Origin of the sequence: Pseudomonas sp. PA-5-4B, from assembly GCF_021606215.1 — a bacterium.
GTDB classification, from domain to species: Bacteria; Pseudomonadota; Gammaproteobacteria; order Pseudomonadales; family Pseudomonadaceae; genus Aquipseudomonas; species Aquipseudomonas edaphica.
In genome coordinates this window covers 33,831-53,616 of the sequence record NZ_WKDB01000034.1, presented here as the reverse complement: position 1 = coordinate 53,616, position 19,786 = coordinate 33,831, and the positions used below count along the sequence as shown (strand labels likewise).

The following is a 19,786-nucleotide window of genomic DNA, read 5'->3' as shown; positions in this document are numbered from 1 at the left end:
TCATGGACTCAACGTTCCTTCTCGAAGAGCCTGACGACTTTGGGCATTAAGCCAAGTACAACGAGCGCCAGCAGTGTACTCAATACCGCCGTTGATTCACGCCCAACCCCTGCCGCCACGCCAATGGCGGCGGTCATCCACAACCCGGCAGCGGTGGTCAGGCCTTTGACGTGCTGGCCCTCTTCATCCTCCTTGCCCTTGAGGATAGTGCCGGCACCCAGGAAGCCGATCCCGGCGATAACCCCCTGCAAGACCCTGCTCATGGCGTCCGACTGGCTGCCTGACATCTGCGGCACCAGCACAAACAGTGCAGCGCCCAAGGCCACGAGCATGTGGGTGCGCACCCCCGCCGCCTTGCCCTTTTGCTCACGCTCAAACCCCAGGATACCGCCCAGGATCGCGGCGATAAGCAGGCGAACGGTTATCTGAGTGAGCTGCTTTGCATCAGCGATGTCAGAAAATTCTGCATGCAGGGTTTGAAGCACTTCTTGCCACCAGGCGTCCATGGTCGTTATCCGTTTTAGTGTGGTTAGACGATGGACAGCGCCGACCGCCAGTCAGTTGCCTGGAACACCTGGCACTGCGCGACGCCCTAACCCATGACTGCCCATAAAAAGGAGAGCACCATGCCTGTACGTATCGACAATCAAACGTGCTTTTTCAAGGTCGCTGACGACGGCCAGGAATACGCCCTGCCCGCCACGGGTGTGACGGTGAGTACCGACAGCGCCAAATCCATGTCTTTTGTAGAGTTAAAAGGCGATCGGGTCTACATCACTGAAGCCGAAGCGGACGCACTGACCGTCGCCGGTGCAAGGGACGGTCGCAAACACTTGAAGGCGACCGACAGTGATTCGGTGATTTGATTGATCTGTATCAACCCGCGCACAAGCCAGCTGCACCCCAGGCGCTACGGGGTGCAGCACATTGTCACAGTGACGTATAGAAAGCCCATCTGATCCGCTTTTTATCGACCTACCTGAGTCTGTTATGCAAACAGCGTGAAGTTCATAGTTCATTGGCCTGATGGAGGCTGATGAGCGAACGACCATGAGCGAAAGAATCCCAACCGTGGACACCTTTGAGCCCATACACCCAAAGAAGGTGAAGGCCAAATCCAGTGACAACCTGATCCATACCCGCAGCTTCACCGGCGTGTTCCGCACTTTGCGTGTGGGCGGTGCCGCTGTGCTGTTCCTGGCGTTTTTTGGCACCGTGTGGCTGAACTGGTCCGGGCGCCAAGCCGTGCTGTGGGACTTGGCCGAAAGCAAATTCCACATCTTCGGTGCCACCTTCTGGCCCCAGGATTTCATCCTGCTGTCGGCGCTGTTGATCATCTGCGCTTTCGGCCTGTTTGCCATTACCGTATTTGCCGGCCGCGTTTGGTGCGGCTACACCTGCCCGCAAAGCTCGTTCACCTGGCTGTTCATGTGGTGTGAAAAGGTCACCGAAGGTGAACGCAACCAACGCATCAAACTGCAAGCGGCACCCTGGAGTCTCAACAAACTGGCGCGGCGTTCGGCAAAACATACGCTATGGCTGGGTATCAGCGTGCTGACCGGGCTGACGTTTGTCGGCTACTTCACGCCAATCCGCCCGCTGGCCAGTGAGTTGCTGACCTGGCAGATGGGCGGTGTGAGCCTGTTCTGGGTGCTGTTTTTTACCGCAGCCACCTACATCAACGCCGGCTGGCTGCGCGAAGCGGTGTGCATGCACATGTGCCCGTATGCACGTTTTCAGAGCGTGATGTTCGACAAAGACACCCTGACCATTTCCTACGACGCGGCGCGTGGCGAAAGCCGAGGCCCGCGCAAACGCGAGGTGAAACCGGCGCAGGTTGGCCTGGGGGATTGCATCGACTGCCAACTGTGCGTGCAAGTGTGCCCCACCGGCATCGATATCCGCGATGGCCTGCAAATGGAATGCATTGGCTGCGCCGCATGCATCGACGCCTGCGATTCGATCATGGACAAGATGGGCTATGCCCGTGGTCTCGTCAGCTATACCAGCGAACATCAACTGCAAGGTGGCAAAACGCACCTGCTCAGGCCACGCCTGATCGGCTACAGTGCCGTGCTGCTGGTGATGATCGCCGCCTTGGTGGTGGCCTTGATTGAACGACCAATGGTGTCGCTGGACGTGACCAAGGACCGTGGCATGTTCCGTGAAAACAGCCAGGGGCTGATCGAAAACATCTACAGCTTGAAGGTCATCAACAAGACCCAGCAGCGCCAGGATTACCGCCTGGAACTGGTGGACGCCGAGGGCTTCCAGTTGCAAGGCAAGACCCGGCTCAGCCTGGCGCCGGGGGAAATCAGCGATGTGCCGGTGTCGGTGGCGTTGCTGGCCGATAAACCGGCGAGCAGCTCGCAGACCTTGCGCTTCAAGGTTGTGGATGTGGATGAACCGTGGATTTACAGTGCAGCGGACAGTCGCTTTGTGGCGCCGTTGAATCGTTGATATCCAACACACACAGAAGATCAAGTGTGGGAGCTGGCTTGCCTGCGATGGCGCCCGGTCTGGCACGGATGATGTTGAATGTGCCACCGTCATCGCAGGCAAGCCAGCTCCCACATTTTGCCCTGCGAACACTATTGGAACGTTAATCAGGCCGCCATGAAACGCTACGAAAAATTTGCCGACGACATCGCAGAACTGATTCGCTCCGGCGTCCTCGGCCCTGGCCAGCGAGTGCCCTCAGTGCGCTATGCCAGCCAGACCTATGGGGTCAGCCCGTCCACGGTGTTCCAGGCTTACTACCTGCTCGAACGCCGTGGCCTGATTCGTGCGCGGCCGCGCTCCGGCTACTTCGTCAACACTCACGCGCCCAGCCCGTTTTCCGAGCCGGTGGTGAGTGAACAGGTGCACGAGTCCACCGAAGTCGATGTGAGTGAGTTGGTGTTCTCAGTGCTCGACTCCATCAAAGACCCCAACACCGTACCGTTCGGCTCGGCCTTCCCCAGCCCCATGTTGTTCCCGCTGCCACGCCTGGCGCGCTCGTTGGCCAGTGCCGGCCGTGAGATGGACCCGCGCCTTGTCGTCACCGACATGTCACCGGGTAACCCGCAACTGCGCCGGCAGATCGCCCTGCGCTACATGGTGGGCGGCCTGATGCTGCCGATGGAAGAGCTGCTGATCACCAACGGCGCCCTGGAAGCGCTGAACCTGTGCCTGCAAGCGGTGACCGAGCCGGGCGACCTGGTCGCTATCGAAGCCCCGGCGTTCTATGCCTGCCTGCAAGTGCTCGAACGCCTGAAGCTCAAGGCGGTGGAAATCCCTGTACACCCGCGCGATGGCATCGACCTCAATGCCCTGGCGCAAACCCTTGAGCGCTACCCGATCAAAGCCTGCTGGACCATGACCAGCTTCCAGAACCCCATGGGCGCCACGCTGCCAGAGGCGAAAAAACAGGCGCTGGTGGAACTGCTGCGCAGCTATCAAGTGCCGATGATCGAGGACGATGTATACGCCGAGTTGTATTACGGGCAGCACGCGCCAAAACCGGCCAAGGCCTTCGACACCGAAGGTCTGGTGATGCACTGCGGCTCCTTTGCCAAGAGCCTGGCACCTGGCTATCGCGTCGGCTGGGTCGCGGCCGGGCGCTATGCGCAGAAGGTTGAACGCCTGAAGCTGATGACTTCGCTGTGCCCCTCGATGCCGGCCCAGGCGGCGATTGCGGACTACCTGCAACACGGCGGCTATGACCGGCACCTGCGTAAATTGCGCTACGCCCTGGAAGAACAGCAGAGCGCCATGCTGGCCGCCATCGCGCGCTATTTCCCGGCACAGACGCGGGTCAGCCAGCCGGCTGGCGGCTATTTCCTGTGGCTGGAACTGCCGGAGCAAACCGATTCGTTGAAGCTGTTCCAAATGGCCCTGGCCCAGGGCATCAGCATTGCGCCGGGGCCGATTTTTTCGGCGACCCAGCGCTTCAGAAATTGCATTCGCTTGAACTACGGCAGCCCGTGGACCGAGGCATCGGAAAAGGCCATGGAAACACTCGGGCGCATTGTGCGGTCCTTCTAGGCTCGGTTGTTGCCTTATCTGACGCCATCGCGGGCAAGCCCGGCTCCCACAGTGAAATGCGTTCCACTGTGGGAGCCGGGCTTGCCCGCGATGGCGCCTTGACTGGCGCTAAAGACTCAACGGCCACCGCCCAAATCCAGAAAAGTGCCAGTGGTATACGAAGCCTTGTCCGACAACAACCAGATAATCGCCTCCGCCACTTCATCCGGGCGCCCGCCACGGGCCATGGGGATGCCGGACTCCAGCTTGCTGACTCGGTCCGGGTCGCCGCTCAGGGCATGGAAGTCGGTAAAGATGTAGCCAGGGCGCACCGCGTTGACACGGATCCCTTCACCCGCCACCTCTTTGGACAGGCCGATGGTGAAGGTATCCAGCGCGCCCTTGGACGCGGCATAGTCGACATATTCGCCCGGCGAACCCAGGCGCGCGGCTACCGACGACACGTTGACGATGCTGCCGCCCTGCCCGCCATGCCTGGGCGACATGCGCAGCACCGCTTGCTTGGCACACAGGATCGGCCCCAGCACATTGGTCTTCATGATTTTGAGGATGCGGAACTCGGACATTTCATCGACCCGCGACTTGTGCCCCACGGTGCCGGCGTTGTTGACCAGTGCCGTCACGCGCCCAAGCTCGGCATCAACGCGATTGAACAATGCGATCACTTCATCCTCGATGCTGACATCGGCCCGCACCGCAATGGCCTGTGCACCCAAGGCGCGCACCTGGTCCAGCACACGCTGGGCCGCTGCCTCATCAGACTGGTAGTTGATGCAAATGCGGTAGCCCTGGCGTGCAGCCAGCAAGGCCGTCTCAGCGCCGATACCACGGCTGCCTCCAGTGATAATGACGACTTTGTCCATGCGTGCGGTCTCCTGAATAAACCAACGGTTTAAGGTTGGATCCAAGAATACCCGTCATCCATGGCTTTTGTCAGGCGCCAAGGCGTCTTCGGCGCGCTGGATATCGGCCATGAACCCCTCGGCCGGCAATGGGTGGCCCAGCAAGTAGCCTTGCAGCGCGTTGCACCCCAGCCGGGTGAGGAAACTTTGCTGCACATCGGTCTCCACGCCTTCGGCGACAATGCGCAGCCCTAGCGCCTGGCCGAGGGCGACAATGGCCGAGACGATGGCGGCGTCGTCGCTGTCGTGTTCAAGGTCGCGCACAAACCCGCGGTCGATCTTCAGCTCGTTGGCGGGCAACCGTTTGAGGTACATCAGGCTCGAATAACCGGTGCCGAAGTCGTCTATGGACAGGTCCACGCCCATGTCCGACAGTTGCTGCAGCACCGTCATGCTCGCATCGGCATCGCTCATGGCAGTGGTTTCGGTGATTTCCAGGGTCAGGCTGTTGGCCGGCAAGCGGTGACGCTCCAGCGCCTGCGCGACACTTTTAACCAACCCTGCATGGCAGAACTGCAACGCCGACAGGTTGACTGCAATGCGCCAGTCTTCATAACCCTGCGCGTACCAGACAGCCATCTGGCGGCAAGCCTCGTTGAGCACCCACTCGCCGATGGGAATAATCAACCCGGTTTTTTCCGCCAGCTCGATGAACATCGCCGGCAACAACAGCCCCTGTTGCGGGTGCTCCCAACGCAACAAAGCTTCGGCGCCGACCGCAATACCGCTGAGCGCGTCGAACTTGGGCTGGTAGTACAGGCGGAACTGTTGGTGCTCAACGGCGTTGCGCAGGTCCTGCAACAACTGCAGCTGTTTGCGCGCATTGGTGTTCATCGACACATCAAAGAAGCTGTAACCGTTCTTGCCCATGCCCTTGGCGTGGTACATGGCGGCATCAGCGTTCATCAGCAGTTCCTGAGGGTTAACGCCGTTACCGGGGAACATGGCAATGCCGATGCTCGCGGAAATCTTCAGTTCATGCTCGGCTACCTTGAACGTACGGTTGATCAAGCCAACCTGGCGCTCGGCCAAGCCCATGGCGTCGTCCGGCTGGGTCAACTGCACCAGCAGCACAAACTCATCGCCACCGATGCGCGCCAAGGTGTCCTGGCTGCGCAGGTCCTCGCGCAGACGCAAACCCACCTCGCGCAGCAATTGGTCACCCATGTGGTGGCCAAATGCATCATTGACCGGCTTGAAACCGTCCAGGTCGATAAACATCAACGCAAAACAACCACCCTGCTCCCTGACCGCCTGTATGGCTTGTTGAATGCGGTCGGCGAGCAAGGTGCGATTAGGCAGCCCGGTGAGCATGTCATGCAGGGCCAGATGGGTGAGTTCCTGGTTGGCCAGGGTCAGTGAGTCTGCGAGCACGGCAGTGCGGGCTTCAAGCCGGGCGTCGAGCAATGAGGTCAATAACGCGATGATCAAGACCGCCAGCGAAGTGACCAGCACCAGGTTATCCAGGCCCTTGCCACTCAGGCCCGTCAGCGCGGCGCCGCAGAAACTGTTGTCATCAAAACGCGCGGCAGCCATGCCGGTGTAGTGCATACCAACGATCGCAATGCCCATCACCACCGCGGCGCCCCCCCGCGCCAGGCGTACGTAAGGCGTGTTGCGCCGCAAGTTGAAAGCGATCCACAAGGCCGCGCCGGACGCCAGCACGGCGATCAACAATGAGGCGCCAAACAGGGCGGGGTCGTAATCGATGCCCGGGGTCATGCGCATCGCGGCCATGCCGGTGTAGTGCATGCAGGCAATACCAGCCCCCATCACCAACGCGCCAAATGCCAACTGCCAAGCCGGCAGACGTGGCTGGCTGACCAGCCACAGTGCAAAGCCACTGGATAACACGGCGATCAATAACGACAGCGCGGTGATACCCAGGTCAAACCCGAGGGCAAAGGGCAGGCGCAACGCCAGCATGCCGATAAAGTGCATGGACCAAACGCCCACGCCCATGGCCAATGCCCCGCCGGTCATCCACATGTACGCTGCGCGGCCCCTGGCGGTCGCAATACGGCCGGCCAAGTCCAGCGCGGTATAGGACGCCAGGATCGCGACGCACAGGGAGATGACGACCAGAGAGGGGGAATAACTACCGATCAGCATGGGACTTCTCAAGACTGACGGGCCTGAAAACGCCCGTGCCAAGTGGCAAAGCCGGCGATTGTAGCGAGAATAATTATTGTCGGTTTGATTAATTATCACGGGGCCATTAGTGGCATTTTGACGCCAATCTACTGACCTTGAAATGCCACCTGCTTCAGCCCGCTGAGCAGGATCATCTGCTTGAAAATCAGGCCGTGGGCGATTGAACAGGCGCGGGCGGATTTTGATCAGCAATGTGCCGAGGAGTAACAAGTGCGGGCTGTTGTGGCGAGGGTGCTTGCTCCCGCTCGGGTGCGCAGCGCCCGCAAGTGTTATGGGGCTGTTGCGCAGCCCAGCGGGAGCAAGCTCCCTCGCCACAGTGACAGTGCCCAGCCTTGATTGGGAAGGTGCTTGAGTTGTTTTTAATAGCTACTCAGTCACTGCTTCTCAGCCAAAGACGTCTGCCCGTCCCAGCCGCCACCCAACGCCGCAATCAACTGCACACTTGCCACCAACCGCGTCTGCAACAGGGTCAAGACCGTGCGCTCATTGCTCAACGCAGTGGCCTGCACCGTCACCACATCCAGGTAGGCGATCAACCCGGCCTTGTACTGATTCTGCGTCAAGCGCAGGGACTCACGCGCGGCCTCCAGGGCTTCATTGCTGACCACCGCCTCATCTTCCAGCACCTTCAACTGCACCATATAGTTTTCCACTTCGCGGAAACCATCCAGTACGGTCTGGCGGTACTTGGCCACCGTCTCGTCATAAGACGCCACACTACGGTCGACCTCAGCCGAACGCTGCCCACCGTCAAACAAGGTCATCGCAAGCTTGGGCCCCACCGACCAGAACCGGTTCGGCAAACTGATCCAATCAGCATAGGTGCTGCTGGAGTACCCGCCCGCCAGGCTCAAGGTCAGGTCCGGGTAATAAGCCGCCTTGGCCACACCGATATTCGCGTTGGCCGCAATCACTGAGCGCTCCGCCGACGCAATGTCCGGGCGCCGCTCCAGCAATTGCGATGGCACACTCAGCGGAATCTGCGGCAAGGCAGGTATGTCTTTGCTCACCGCCAGATTGAAGTTGGCCGGCGCTTCGCCGATCAACACTGCGATGGCGTTTTCCAACTGCGCACGCTGCCAGATCAAGTCGATCAAACTGGCCTGGGTCGTCTTCAGTTGGGTCTGTGCCTGAGCAATCGCGGCTTTGTCGGAAACCCCCGCCCGGTACTGGTTTTCAGTCATCTTCAGGGAGCGCTGATAAGTCTCCAGCGTGGCCTGCAGCAAACGTGTCTGCTCGTCCATCACGCGCAGTTGCAGATAGTCCTGCACCAACTCCGACTGCTGGCTCAAACGCATCGCCGCCAGATCCGCGGAACTGGCCTCAGCCGTCGCCTCATTCGCTTCAAGACCACGGCGCAACTTGCCCCACACATCGGCCTCCCAACTCACGCCCAACTGGGTATTGAGCGTGTCACGAATACCACTGCTGGAACTGCTGAGGCTGGCGTTACTGCTGCCGGTGCCCTGACTGGCACGGGTTTTACCGGCACTGAAGTCCACCGTTGGGAAAAACGCCCCGCGTGCGCTGCGCACCTGGGCCTGGGCCTGGCGGAAGCGCGCTTCGGCCTGGGCCACGGTCTGGTTGGAGTTATTGAGGCGCGTGACCAGCTCGTTAAGTTGACGGTCACCGTACAACTCCCACCAGGCGCCACGGGCCAGGGAATCGCTTGGGTTGGCCTGGCGCCAGCCCTGGGCTTGCTTGAACTGCGCGGGTTCGACCACCTCCGGGCGCTTGTAATCCGGGCCGATGGCGCAGGCGCTGAGCAAGGCGCCGCACAACAGCATCGTTACCCCCTTCACACCCTTGCCGATACGTGTGGCGTGGCGAGGTCGACTGTCTGGGGCCGCTGCGCAGCCCAGCGGGAGCAAGCTCCCTCGCCACAGTGTCTGGGCATTCGTTGAATCGGTCATAGCGCAGTATCCAAGGCAGCATCGGTACGCACGCCACGCCAGGCGTTGAAGCGATGGCGCGCGCGGTCAAGATAAAGGTAAACCACCGGAGTGGTGTAAAGGGTCAGGATCTGGCTGAACACCAGCCCACCGATAATGGTCAGGCCCAGCGGCTGGCGCATTTCGGCGCCATCGCCGGAACCGAGCAACAACGGCAAGGCGCCGAGGATCGCGGCGAGCGTGGTCATCAGGATCGGCCGCAGGCGCAACAGGCAGGCGCTGCGGATCGACTCCAACGGGCTCATGCCATCGTGGCGCTCCAGCTGCAGCGCCAGGTCGATCATCAGGATCGCATTCTTCTTCACCACGCCGATCAGCAGGAACAGACCGAGCAGGGATATCAGGCTGAATTCACCGCCCAGCAGGTAGATCGACAGCAGCGCGCCGACACCGGCCGACGGCAAGGTCGACAGGATGGTCAGCGGGTGAATATAGCTTTCATACAGAATGCCCAACACTAGGTACACCGCCACCAGCGCGCCAAGAATCATGAACGGCTGGCCCTTCTGGGTCGCCGCAAACGCATCGGCGGTGCCGGCCATCTTGGCGATCACGTCTTCGGGCAAACCGACCTTGGCAATCGCCCGCTCGATAGCGGCCGTGCCCTGCTCCACCGTTACGCCGGGCGACATGTCGAAGGCAATATTTTCCGAGGCAAACTGGCCTTCATGGCTGACACGGTCGTCGGCCAGGCTGTTTTCGTAATGGGCAATGGTCGACAACGGCACCCGCGCGCCCGTGGAGGTGATCACCTGCATCTGGTTCAAGGTGATCGGGTCCTGGGCGTATTTCGGGTTGACCTCCATCACCACCTGATACTGGTTGAGGCTGTCATAGATAGTAGAAATCTGCCGCTGACTGTAGGCGTTGTTCAACACCGAGGTGACCATGCTCATGTCGATGCCCAGGCGCTTGGCCTGGTCGCGGTCGACCACCAGCGTCACCTGCGCCGCACCGCGACCTTCGCGGGCGTCGATGGCGGTCAGCTCCGGTAGCTCGCGCATGGCAGCGACCACTTTCGGGTACCACAAGCGCAACGCAGCCAGGTCGCCGCTTTGCAGGATGTAGGAGTATTGGGCGCTGGTCTGGTCACGGCTGCCACCAAATTGCAGGTCCTGGTCGGCCATCAGGAACAGCCGACCGCCCGGCACCAGTGGCACTTCCTTGCGCAGACGCTCGATCACTGCCTGGGCCGAGAGCTTGCGTTCGGCAATCGGCTTGAGGCGCACCAGCATCACCGCATTGTTAGTGCCATTGTTGCCACCGATAAAGCCGGCCACGCTGAGCACCGCCGGGTCTTTGAGGACCGCCTTGCGGAAGGTTTCCATTTTTGGCTGCATCACATTGAACGACAGCCCGTCATCGCCGCGCACAAAACCGATCAACTGCCCGGTGTCCTGCTGCGGCATGAAGGTTTTCGGCACTACCACGTACAGCGCGATGTTCACGCCCACGGTGATCAACAGGCTCAGCAGGGTCAGGCGGCGATGGCGCAGCACCCAGTCCAGGCTGGTGGCGTAGGCTGCAACCATGCGGTCGTTGACCTTCTGGCTCCAGCGCTGCAAACCGGTCATGTGCCCTTTGACGTGCGGTTTGAGCCAGCGCGCGCAGAGCATCGGGGTCAAGGTCAGCGAGACGATCAGCGACACTATGATCGCCGCCGACAAGGTGATGGAAAACTCACGGAACAGGTTGGTGACGATGCCGCCCATAAACAGGATGGACAGGAACACCGCCACCAGCGACACGTTCATCGACAGCAAGGTAAAGCCCACTTCCTCGGCGCCCAGGTACGCCGCCTTCATCGGCGGCACGCCGTCGTCGATATGCCGGGAAATGTTTTCCAGCACCACGATGGCGTCGTCCACCACCAAGCCGGTGGCCAGGATCAACGCCATCAGCGAAAAATTGTTCAACGAAAAACCAAACAGGTACATCACCGCAAAGGTGCCGACCAGCGACACCGGCACCGCCAGGGTCGGGATCAACGAAGCGCGGAAGTTACCCAGGAACAGGTACACCACCAGCACCACCAGGGCCACGGCAATCAGCAGGGTCATCTCGGCTTCATGCAGGGTCGCGGTGATCACCGGCGAACGGTCCATGGCCAGGTTGAGCTTGACGCTGGACGGCAGCACCGCCTGCAACGCCGGCAACTGGGCCTTGATCTGCCGGACGGTCTCGATAATGTTGGCGCCGGACTGGCGGTTGATGACCAGCAGCACCGCCGAATCATTGTTGAAGAAGCCGCTGTTGTAGCGGTCTTCCACGCCATCGCTGATCTTGGCGACATCCCCCAGGCGCAAGGCCGCGCCGTTCTGGTAGCGGATCAGCAGCGGCTCGTAGTCCTTGGCCTTTTCCAGCTGGTCATTGGCCTGGATCTGCCAGTTACGCTCGCTGTCTTCCAGGGAGCCCTTGGGCCGCCGCTGGTTGGCATTGGCGATGGTATTGCGCACATCGTCCAGGGCCACGCCATATTGGTCCAGGGCCTTGGGTTCCAACTCGATGCGCACTGCCGGCAAGGAGCTGCCACCGATCTGCACTTCGCCTACCCCCGGCACCTGGGACAGGCTTTGCGAAAGAATGGTGGAGGCCAGGTCGTACAGTTCGCCCTTTTGCAACACGTCGGAGGTCAGTGACAACACCATGATCGGTGCCTGGGACGGGTTGATCTTCTTGTAGGTCGGCATGCTGCGCATGCCACTGGGCAGCAGGTTGCGCGATGCATTGATGGCCGCCTGCACTTCCCGCGCCGCACCGTTGATATCACGGTCGGAGTCGAATGCCAGAATCACCCGCGTAGAGCCCTGGCTCGACGAACTGCTCATGGTGGTGATGCCGGCAATCGCGCCGAATGAGCGTTCCAGCGGCGTCGCCACGGTAGACGCCATGACCTCGGGGCTGGCGCCGGGCAAACTGGCCGACACCACGATCACCGGGAAGTCGATCTGCGGCAACGGCGACACCGGCAGCAAGTTGAAGCTCACGCCACCGAGCAACATAATCGCCAGGCTCAGCAGCATGGTGGCTACCGGCCGGCGAATGAAAGGTCCGGACAGGTTCATGACTCAGCCGGCTCCAGGCTTTGTGGCTCTTTGCGCCAGCGACGGCCCAGGCGGTCGAAATACAGGTAGATCACCGGCGTAGTGAACAGCGTCAGCACCTGGCTCACCAGCAGGCCGCCGACCATCACCAGGCCCAGCGGTTGGCGCAACTCCGCGCCGGAACCCGTGGCCAGCATCAATGGCACCGCACCAAACAAGGCGGCCAGGGTGGTCATCAAAATCGGCCGAAAACGCAGCAACGCCGCCTGATAAATTGCCGTTTGCGGGTCCAGGCCCTGGTTGCGTTCGGCGTCGAGGGCAAAGTCGATCATCATTATCGCGTTCTTTTTGACGATACCGATCAGCAGGATAATGCCGATGATCGCGATCATGCCCAGGTCATTGCCACTGAGCAGCAACGCGAGCAAGGCGCCGACTGCGGCGGATGGCAACGTGGAGAGAATCGTGATCGGGTGAATGTAACTCTCATACAACACGCCGAGCACGATGTACATGGTCACCACCGCCGCCAGGATCAGCAGCAAAGTGCTCGACAGCGAGGCTTCGAACGCCTGGGCCGCGCCCTGGAACTGGGTCTGCACGCCCACCGGCATGCCGATGTCCTTCTGGGTCTGGTTGATCAGCTCCACGCCTTTGCCCAGCGCGACGCCAGGGGCCAGGTTGAACGACATCATCACCGCCGGGAATTGGCCGATATGCGCGATTGCCAGTTGCGCCTGACGCTGCTCCACATGCGCCAGGCTCGACAACCGCACCTGGCCGCCGTCGGTGGTTTTCACATGGATCTGGTTGAGTGCCGCCGGCCCCAGGGTTTCACCGGACTGGGCCTGCAATACCACACGGTACTGGCTGGCCTGGGTGTAGATGGTGGAAATCTGCCGCTGGCCGAAAGCGTCATAGAGTGCGTCGGTGATGGTTGACACACTCACGCCCAGCCGCGAGGCGGCGTCACGGTCGATCACCAGGAACACTTGCAGGCCCTTGTCCTGCAGGTCGCTGGCCACATCGGTGAGTTCCGGCAACTGGCGCAAGGCGTGCACCAGCTTGTCGCTCCACAGCGCCAGCAGGTCGGCGTCCGGCGAGGACATGCTGAACTGGTACTGGGTGCGGCTCACGCGGTCTTCAATGGTCAGGTCCTGCACCGGCTGCATGAACAGGCGAATGCCCACCAGCTTGTCGATCTGCGGTTGCAGGCGCGTGATGACCTGGGCCGCGCTCACGTCGCGCAGGCCGTGGGCCTTGAGGTTGATCAGCAAACGGCCGCTATTGAGAGTGGCGTTATCACCATCCACACCGATATAGGACGACAGGCTTTCAACCGATGGGTCGGCCAGGATCACCTTGGCCAATTCCTGCTGGCGCTGGCTCATGGCGGCAAACGAAATCGACTGCGGTGCTTCCGATATGCCCTGGATCACCCCGGTATCCTGTACCGGGAAAAAGCCCTTGGGCACCACCAGGTACAGCACCACGGTTAGGCCCAAGGTGGCGATGGCCACCAGCAGGGTCAACGGCTGGTGCTTGAGCACCCACTGCAATTTGCGCCCGTAGGCTTCGATCAACCAATCGATCCAGGCGCCGCTGGCCTTGTAGAAACGACCTTGTTCTTCTTCCTTGGGTTCGCGCTTGAGCAAGCGCGCGCACATCATCGGCGTCAGGGTCAGGGACACCACCAGGGAAATCAGGATCGCCACCGCCAGGGTGATGGCAAATTCGCGGAACAGCCGCCCGACCACATCGGCCATGAACAGCAGCGGAATGAGTACCGCGATCAGCGACAGGGTCAGGGAAATCAGGGTGAACCCGATTTGCTTGGCGCCCTTGAGCGCCGCCGCCATGGGCGTCTCGCCTTCCTCGATGTAGCGCGAGATGTTCTCCAGCATCACGATGGCATCGTCCACCACAAACCCGGTGGCGATGGTCAGGGCCATCAGCGTCAGGTTGTTGATGGAGAAGCCTGCCAGGTACATCACGCCAAAGGTGCCCACCAGCGACAGCGGCACGGCGATCGACGGAATGATCGTGGCACTGACCCGGCGCAGGAACAGGAACGTCACCATCACCACCAGGGCAATGGCGATCAGCAATTCGTGCTGTACGTCTTTCACCGAGGCCCGAATGGTCTGGGTACGGTCGGTAAGCACCGTCACATCCAGGCCCGCCGGCAGGTTATCGGTGATGCTCGGCAGCAGCGCCTTGATACGGTCCACTACCTCGATCACGTTGGCGCCGGGCTGGCGCTGGATGTTGAGCAGCACGGCCTGGTTTTCATTGGCCCAGGCAGCGAGGCGCTCGTTTTCGGCGCCGTCAACGATCTGTGCCACGTCTTTGAGGCGCAGCGGCGCGCCATTGTTGTAGGCCAATATGAGTTCGGCGTATTGCTCGGGCGAGACCAACTGGTCGTTGGCATCGAGCATCGATACCCGTGTGGGGCCGTCAAAGTTACCCTTGGGCTGGTTGACGTTGGAGGCGGCGATCAGGGTGCGCACGTCCGACAGGTTCAAGCCGTTGGCCGCCAGGGCCTCGGGGTTGACCTTGATACGCACGGCCTGGCGCTGGCCACCGGCGATGCTGACCATGCCGACGCCGCTGATCTGGGCAATTTTTTGCGCCATACGCGTGTCAACCAAGTCGTTGAGCTTGGGCAGCAACATGGTCTTGGAGGTAATTGCCAGGGTCAGCACCGGGGTATCTGCCGGGTTGACCTTGTTGTACACCGGCGGCGCCGGCAAATCCTTGGGCAACAGGTTGGTCGCGGCGTTGATCGCGGCCTGCACCTGTTGCTCGGCGACATCCATGTTGATGTCGAGGTTAAAGCGCAGGGTCAGCACCGAGGCGCCGCCCGAACTGGTCGACGCCATCTGTGTGAGGCCGGGCATTTGCCCGAACTGACGCTCCAGCGGCGCAGTCACTGCGCTGGTCATCACGTCCGGGCTGGCGCCGGGGTACAGGGTCATCACCCGGATGGTCGGGTAGTCCACCTGGGGCAAGGCCGAGACCGGCAACAAACGGTAAGAAATAATGCCGGCCAGAACAATGGCCAGCATGCTCAGCGTGGTGGCAACCGGGCGAAGGATAAACAGTCGCGACAGGTTCATGAACCGACCTTTTGCGCCTTGCCGGCGTTAGCGCCGGTCTCCCCTTTTGCCGCAGGCTTGCCTTGCAGGTGTTCGGTCGGCGTGGTCGGCACTTCGCTGCTGTCGTTGACCACTTCAATGTCGCTGCCGTCCTTGAGGCGATCAGTGCCTTCCAGGACCACGCGGTCACCGGCCACCAGGCCTTCCTTGATGACGGTGTTATCGCCATCGGTATCACCGACCACCAACGGCTGCATCTTGACCTTTTTGTCACCGTCGAGCTTGTAGACGAAGGTGCCGCTGTTACCGAACTGGATCGCCGCGGACGGCGCCAGCACCACGTTGTGCAAGGTGTCGGCCAACAGGTGCACGTTAACGAACTGGTTGGGGAACAGCGCCTGGTCCTTGTTATCGAAACGGCCTTTGAATTTGAGTGTGCCGGTGGTCACGTCGATCTGGTTGTCCAGGCTCTGCAACACGCCGACCGCCTGCTGCTTCACGTCGCCACGGTCCCAGGCTTCAACGGGCAGCTTGTTGCCGGCGTGGTAACGGGTGAGTACGGTATCGAGGGTGTTTTCCGGCAGCGTGAAGACCACGCTGATCGGCTGGGTCTGGGTGATCACCGCCAGGAAGGTGGTGTCGTTGGCCGCCACCAGGTTACCGACGTCAACCTGACGCAGGCCGACGCGGCCGCTGATCGGCGCGCGGATCTTGGTGAATTCGAGGTTAAGCTTGGCGTCGTCTACCGCGCCCTGGTTGGTCTTGACCGTGCCTTGGTACTGCATGACCAGGGCTTCGGCGGTGTCCAGGGTCTGTTTGGCGATACTGTCCTGGGCATACAGGTCACGGTAACGTTGCACGTCAACCTGGGCGTTTTTCAGTTGGGCCTGGTTCTGCAAGAGCGTGCCTTGGGCCTGGAGCAAGGCGTTCTGGTAGCTACGCGGGTCGATCTCCGCGAGCAGGTCGCCTGCCTTGACCATCTGACCCTCTTCAAACGCGATCTTGACCAGCTCACCGCCCACCCGGCTGCGTACATTAATGGTGTTGAGCGCGGTCACCGTGCCCAAGGCCTTGTAGTACACCGGGAACTCGCCCAGTACCGCTGGCGCCACGCGCACCGGGATCGGGCCGGTGGAACCCCCGAAACCTGGGCGCGCCATCCCCGTCTTGCCGGTATGCCCGGCCGGTTTCTGCGCGCTGGCATCTGTATGGCCTGCGGGCCAGAATTTCCAGCACAGGCCGGCGATAACCAACAGCACGAGCAGGCCGAACAGCCAGCGGCGGGAATTGCGGGGGGAGGATTGCATGGAGTGATCAACCATTGGGCGCGAGAGCTTCTTCTTTGGGAGGCTGAAAGATAAGCACTGGGGCGCATTAAGAAAAGCGCCTTTACCGGCTATTTACCTTGGATTACAACTTTTAACTTCTGAGCTTAGTCCGTTGGCTATTTCGCTAAGCGTTTGAGCCGCAAATAAAAACGGCCTGGACTAGGCCAGGCCGCAATCTTGCATCAAGCGTGCTACTGCAAAATGACAGTAATGCGCCGAAACAGTTACTTCAAAACAGCCAGGGCTGCTTCGTAGTTTGGCTCTTGGCCGATTTCAGGCACCAGTTCGCTGTGCAGCACGTTGTTGTTTTCGTCCAGTACCACCACGGCACGGGCGGTCAGGCCTTGCAGCGGGCCATCGGCCAGGGATACGCCGTAGTCTACGGCGAAGTCGGCGTTGCGAAAGTCCGACAGGCTCAGCACGTTGTCCAGGCCTTCGGTGCCGCAGAAGCGCTTCTGGGCAAACGGCAGGTCAGAGGAGATGCACAGTACAACGGTGTTGCTCACGTCGTTGGCCTGGGCGTTGAATTTGCGTACCGAAGTGGCACAGGTCGGGGTGTCGACGCTTGGGAAGATGTTCAGCACTTTGCGCTTGCCGGCGAACGTTTCCAGGGTCGCCTCTGACAGGTCGACGGCGACAAGATTGAATTCTGGAGCGGTGGAACCGGTTTTCGGCAATTCGCCTTCAACCTGGACAGGGTTACCACGAAGGGTGACTTGAGCCATGAACGGAATCCTTATGCTGGGTTTTGGTTAAACGAATTCGAGAGGCCGAAGTTAACCACAAAGTGCAGTGACTACCTACCACCGGACACAAATTGTCATGCCCCGCAGGTGTGGTTTAATTGCGCGTTTTTTGCCCGCCCTTCAAGGATCTGCTTTAGATGAATCAGCCCGCCACCAAAGTCCTGGTCATAGGTTATGTCTGGCCGGAGCCCCGCTCCTCAGCCGCCGGCGGGCATATGATGCAGATTCTGCAGAGCTTCCTGGACCAGGGTTGGGACATTACCTTCAGTAGCCCGGCGACTATTGGTGAACACAAGGCCGACTTGCCTGCCCTGGGTATCGCCGAGTGCGCCATCGAGCTCAACAACAGCAGCTTCGACGATTTTATCCGCGCGTTAGCCCCGGATATCGTGTTGTTCGACCGTTTTATGATGGAAGAACAGTTCGGCTGGCGTGTGGAGCAATGCTGCCCCGATGCCCTGCGCGTGCTTGAAACCTCCGATTTGCAAAGCCTGCGCGATGCACGCCATCAGCGTTTCAAGGCCCACCTCAAGGCTCACCCCGACAGTGACGACTTCAGCGCACTGTTCAAGCCGGCCCTGCAGGAAGCGTTCCAGTGGATGGCCGACACCGACCTCGCCAAGCGCGAGATCGCCGCCATTTACCGCTGTGATATCAGCCTGATGATTTCCGATGTGGAAATCCGCCTGCTCACCGAACAATTCAAGGTGCCGGCCGCCCTGCTCCACTGGTGCCCATTGATGCTGGAACCACCGGTTGAAGCCTTTGCGCCGTTTGAAGACCGCGCGCACTTCCTGAGCATCGGCAATTTCCGCCACGCGCCCAATTGGGATGCGGTGCTGTGGATGAAGAGCAGTTTGTGGCCGTTGATCCGCCAGCAACTGCCGGGCGCACAGCTGCATATCTACGGTGCCTACACGCCCCCCAAGGCCACCGCCCTGCACAACCCGGTGCAGGGTTTTCACGTGATGAATTGGGCTGAAGATGCGCTGCAGGTCATGGCCGCGGCCCGTATCTGCCTGGCGCCACTGCGTTTCGGCGCCGGCATCAAGGGCAAACTGATGGATGCCATGCTCTGCGGCACGCCAAACATCACCACGCCGATTGGCGCCGAGGCCATGGGCGACGATCAGCCATGGCCCGGTACCATCGAGCAAAGTGCCGAGGCCCTGGCCGCTGCCGCCGTAGCGCTGTATCAAGACCGCGAGCGTTGGACCCAGGCCCAGCAAGACGGCCGCCGATTGCTGGCTCGGCGCTACGACCAGAGCCTGCATGGCCCCGCCCTGGTGGCTTGCCTGGAACACTGCCGCAGCCGCCTCGCCGCCCATCGCCGGGACAACTTCACCGGCAGCATGCTGCGTCACCATGCGCATAAAAGTACCCAGTACATGTCGCAGTGGATCGAGGCAAAAAACCGCAGCGTATAAAGGATGACGCTAGCGAGGTTGCGCGCAAGGGGGCATTATCCTACGCAGCAACCACAATAAAGCGACGGCAGCATGACCCGAGCAATGCGCATTACCGACCCTTCCTACGAGTTGATGGACGATCACAACGGTCTGTCCATCATCTATCGCCAGCATGGTTTCCCCTGCCCGTTGGTGCGCTGGCACTTCCACAAGGAATACGAGCTGCACCTGATCGTCGCCAGCTCGGGCAAAGTGTTTATCGGCGACTACATCGGTAACTTCTACCCCGAAAGCCTATTCCTTACCGGCCCCAACCTGCCCCACAACTGGATCAGCCAGGTGGAGGAAGACGAGGTGGTGCCCAAGCGCGACATGCTGGTGAATTTCACCGACGAACTGTTTGAACAGGGCAGCCCCGTGTTTGCCGAACTCAAGACGCTGGCGCCGATGCTGGAACGGGCGCAGTACGGCATCGAGTTCCGTTGCAAAAAAACCATCGCCCAAGCCATGACCTTGATGCAGCGCATCGAAGACGCCCAAGGTATAGCGCGCCTGGGGCACTTCTTTATTCTGCTGGAGGTGTTGAGCGCCTGTGACGACTACCAACTGTTGTCCGGTGTGACCACACCGCAACTGGCCGACGAGCACAGCATTGACCGCACCAACCGCGCGGTGGACTACATTTTTGCGCACTACGCCCGCGAATTGTCGCTGGAAGAAGTAGCCGAACACCTGGGGATGAAGCCCACGTACTTTTCCCGCGTGTTCAAGCAGGCCACCGGGCGCACCTTCATCGAGTTCGTCAACCGGCTGCGCATCAGCAAATCCTGCGAGCTGCTGGCCGATGGCGACAAGGCGGTGACGGATGTGTGCTTTGAGTCGGGTTTTAACAATATCTCCAACTTTAACCGGCGCTTCCAGCAGCTCAAGGGCATGACGCCGTCTCACTACCGACGCCTGGCGGTGCAACGGTTGACCGAACAGAACCTGGCTTAATGGTTTAAGCCCATGACTTGCCGAGTGCAAAAAAGTATCAGCTCAAGTGTGCCCAAGGATTTGTCACACGCCCATTTCAAGGCTGTAATCAACGCACACTCTTCCTGACACCTTGTGGGAAGACACAACAA

The 19,786-nt window shown here is 60.6% G+C and carries 13 protein-coding genes; 5 read left to right on the top strand and 8 right to left on the bottom strand.

The features are described from left to right. Positions 1-8: 8 nt before the first annotated feature. The gene (locus tag GIW28_RS17855; RefSeq protein WP_236447571.1) at positions 9-506 is read right to left on the bottom strand and encodes an MgtC/SapB family protein; all 498 of its coding nucleotides are present in this window, start codon (positions 504-506) and stop codon (positions 9-11) included. 120 nt (positions 507-626) lie between these two features. Here GIW28_RS17855 and GIW28_RS17850 point away from each other — a divergent pair, with 120 nt between their 5' ends. The 3 genes from GIW28_RS17850 to mapR all read left to right on the top strand — a co-directional run bounded on the left by GIW28_RS17850 (position 627) and on the right by mapR (position 4,026). Next, on the top strand, positions 627-866 hold the full coding sequence (locus GIW28_RS17850) for a DUF3203 family protein (RefSeq protein ID WP_017139130.1): 240 nt from the start codon (positions 627-629) through the stop codon (positions 864-866). Between the two features lie 184 nt (positions 867-1,050). Next, the gene (gene ccoG, locus GIW28_RS17845) at positions 1,051-2,460 is read left to right on the top strand and encodes a cytochrome c oxidase accessory protein CcoG (protein ID WP_099548274.1); all 1,410 of its coding nucleotides are present in this window, start codon (positions 1,051-1,053) and stop codon (positions 2,458-2,460) included. Between the two features lie 156 nt (positions 2,461-2,616). Next, positions 2,617-4,026, top strand: a complete 1,410-nt coding sequence (gene mapR, locus GIW28_RS17840) for a GntR family transcriptional regulator MpaR (protein WP_236447572.1) — start codon at positions 2,617-2,619, stop codon at positions 4,024-4,026. Positions 4,027-4,142: 116 nt separating this feature from the next. On the opposite strand, the gene GIW28_RS17835 is transcribed toward mapR, so the two are convergent. From GIW28_RS17835 to tpx, 7 genes are all read right to left on the bottom strand, one after another. Then, positions 4,143-4,889 carry an SDR family oxidoreductase gene (locus GIW28_RS17835; protein WP_017135063.1) on the bottom strand — a complete coding sequence of 249 codons (747 nt, stop codon included), beginning with the start codon at positions 4,887-4,889 and terminating at the stop codon, positions 4,143-4,145. 54 nt (positions 4,890-4,943) lie between these two features. Continuing rightward, positions 4,944-7,040, bottom strand: coding sequence for a putative bifunctional diguanylate cyclase/phosphodiesterase (locus GIW28_RS17830; protein ID WP_170038427.1), 2,097 nt, complete (start codon positions 7,038-7,040; stop codon positions 4,944-4,946). 416 nt (positions 7,041-7,456) lie between these two features. Continuing rightward, positions 7,457-8,869 (bottom strand): efflux transporter outer membrane subunit, encoded by a 1,413-nt coding sequence (locus GIW28_RS17825; RefSeq protein WP_236447120.1) that lies wholly within the window; start codon positions 8,867-8,869, stop codon positions 7,457-7,459. Positions 8,870-8,991: 122 nt separating this feature from the next. Then, complete coding sequence (locus GIW28_RS17820; protein WP_138450586.1) at positions 8,992-12,099, bottom strand: efflux RND transporter permease subunit; 3,108 nt, start codon at positions 12,097-12,099, stop codon at positions 8,992-8,994. Further along, positions 12,096-15,197 (bottom strand): MdtB/MuxB family multidrug efflux RND transporter permease subunit, encoded by a 3,102-nt coding sequence (locus GIW28_RS17815; protein ID WP_017135060.1) that lies wholly within the window; start codon positions 15,195-15,197, stop codon positions 12,096-12,098. Before GIW28_RS17815 ends, GIW28_RS17820 begins: the two co-directional genes overlap by 4 nt. Then, positions 15,194-16,498: an MdtA/MuxA family multidrug efflux RND transporter periplasmic adaptor subunit gene (locus GIW28_RS17810; RefSeq protein WP_138450584.1), complete on the bottom strand. Its 1,305-nt coding sequence runs from the start codon at positions 16,496-16,498 to the stop codon at positions 15,194-15,196. The genes GIW28_RS17815 and GIW28_RS17810 overlap by 4 nt, the downstream gene beginning before the upstream one ends. A 230-nt stretch (positions 16,499-16,728) precedes the next feature. Continuing rightward, positions 16,729-17,229 (bottom strand): thiol peroxidase, encoded by a 501-nt coding sequence (gene tpx, locus GIW28_RS17805; RefSeq protein ID WP_017135058.1) that lies wholly within the window; start codon positions 17,227-17,229, stop codon positions 16,729-16,731. A gap of 158 nt (positions 17,230-17,387) precedes the next feature. Here tpx and GIW28_RS17800 point away from each other — a divergent pair, with 158 nt between their 5' ends. Then, positions 17,388-18,677: a glycosyltransferase gene (locus GIW28_RS17800; protein ID WP_236447121.1), complete on the top strand. Its 1,290-nt coding sequence runs from the start codon at positions 17,388-17,390 to the stop codon at positions 18,675-18,677. A 72-nt stretch (positions 18,678-18,749) separates the two neighbouring features. Beyond that, a complete protein-coding gene (locus tag GIW28_RS17795) occupies positions 18,750-19,655 on the top strand; it encodes an AraC family transcriptional regulator (RefSeq protein ID WP_017135056.1) in 906 nt (301 codons plus the stop codon). Positions 19,656-19,786 lie beyond the last annotated feature (131 nt).

What these genes read in the sequence shown, in the direction of transcription:
- GIW28_RS17820 (WP_138450586.1), bottom strand. Translation starts at nt 12,099, where the DNA reads ATGAACCTGTCCGGACCTTTCATTCGCCGGCCGGTAGCCACCATGCTG.
- GIW28_RS17835 (WP_017135063.1), bottom strand. Translation starts at nt 4,889, where the DNA reads ATGGACAAAGTCGTCATTATCACTGGAGGCAGCCGTGGTATCGGCGCT.
- GIW28_RS17815 (WP_017135060.1), bottom strand. Translation starts at nt 15,197, where the DNA reads ATGAACCTGTCGCGACTGTTTATCCTTCGCCCGGTTGCCACCACGCTG.
- GIW28_RS17825 (WP_236447120.1), bottom strand. Translation starts at nt 8,869, where the DNA reads ATGCTGTTGTGCGGCGCCTTGCTCAGCGCCTGCGCCATCGGCCCGGAT.
- GIW28_RS17810 (WP_138450584.1), bottom strand. Translation starts at nt 16,498, where the DNA reads ATGGTTGATCACTCCATGCAATCCTCCCCCCGCAATTCCCGCCGCTGG.
- GIW28_RS17855 (WP_236447571.1), bottom strand. Translation starts at nt 506, where the DNA reads ATGGACGCCTGGTGGCAAGAAGTGCTTCAAACCCTGCATGCAGAATTT.
- tpx (WP_017135058.1), bottom strand. Translation starts at nt 17,229, where the DNA reads ATGGCTCAAGTCACCCTTCGTGGTAACCCTGTCCAGGTTGAAGGCGAA.
- GIW28_RS17850 (WP_017139130.1), top strand. Translation starts at nt 627, where the DNA reads ATGCCTGTACGTATCGACAATCAAACGTGCTTTTTCAAGGTCGCTGAC.
- GIW28_RS17830 (WP_170038427.1), bottom strand. Translation starts at nt 7,040, where the DNA reads ATGCTGATCGGTAGTTATTCCCCCTCTCTGGTCGTCATCTCCCTGTGC.
- GIW28_RS17800 (WP_236447121.1), top strand. Translation starts at nt 17,388, where the DNA reads ATGAATCAGCCCGCCACCAAAGTCCTGGTCATAGGTTATGTCTGGCCG.
- mapR (WP_236447572.1), top strand. Translation starts at nt 2,617, where the DNA reads ATGAAACGCTACGAAAAATTTGCCGACGACATCGCAGAACTGATTCGC.
- GIW28_RS17795 (WP_017135056.1), top strand. Translation starts at nt 18,750, where the DNA reads ATGACCCGAGCAATGCGCATTACCGACCCTTCCTACGAGTTGATGGAC.
- ccoG (WP_099548274.1), top strand. Translation starts at nt 1,051, where the DNA reads ATGAGCGAAAGAATCCCAACCGTGGACACCTTTGAGCCCATACACCCA.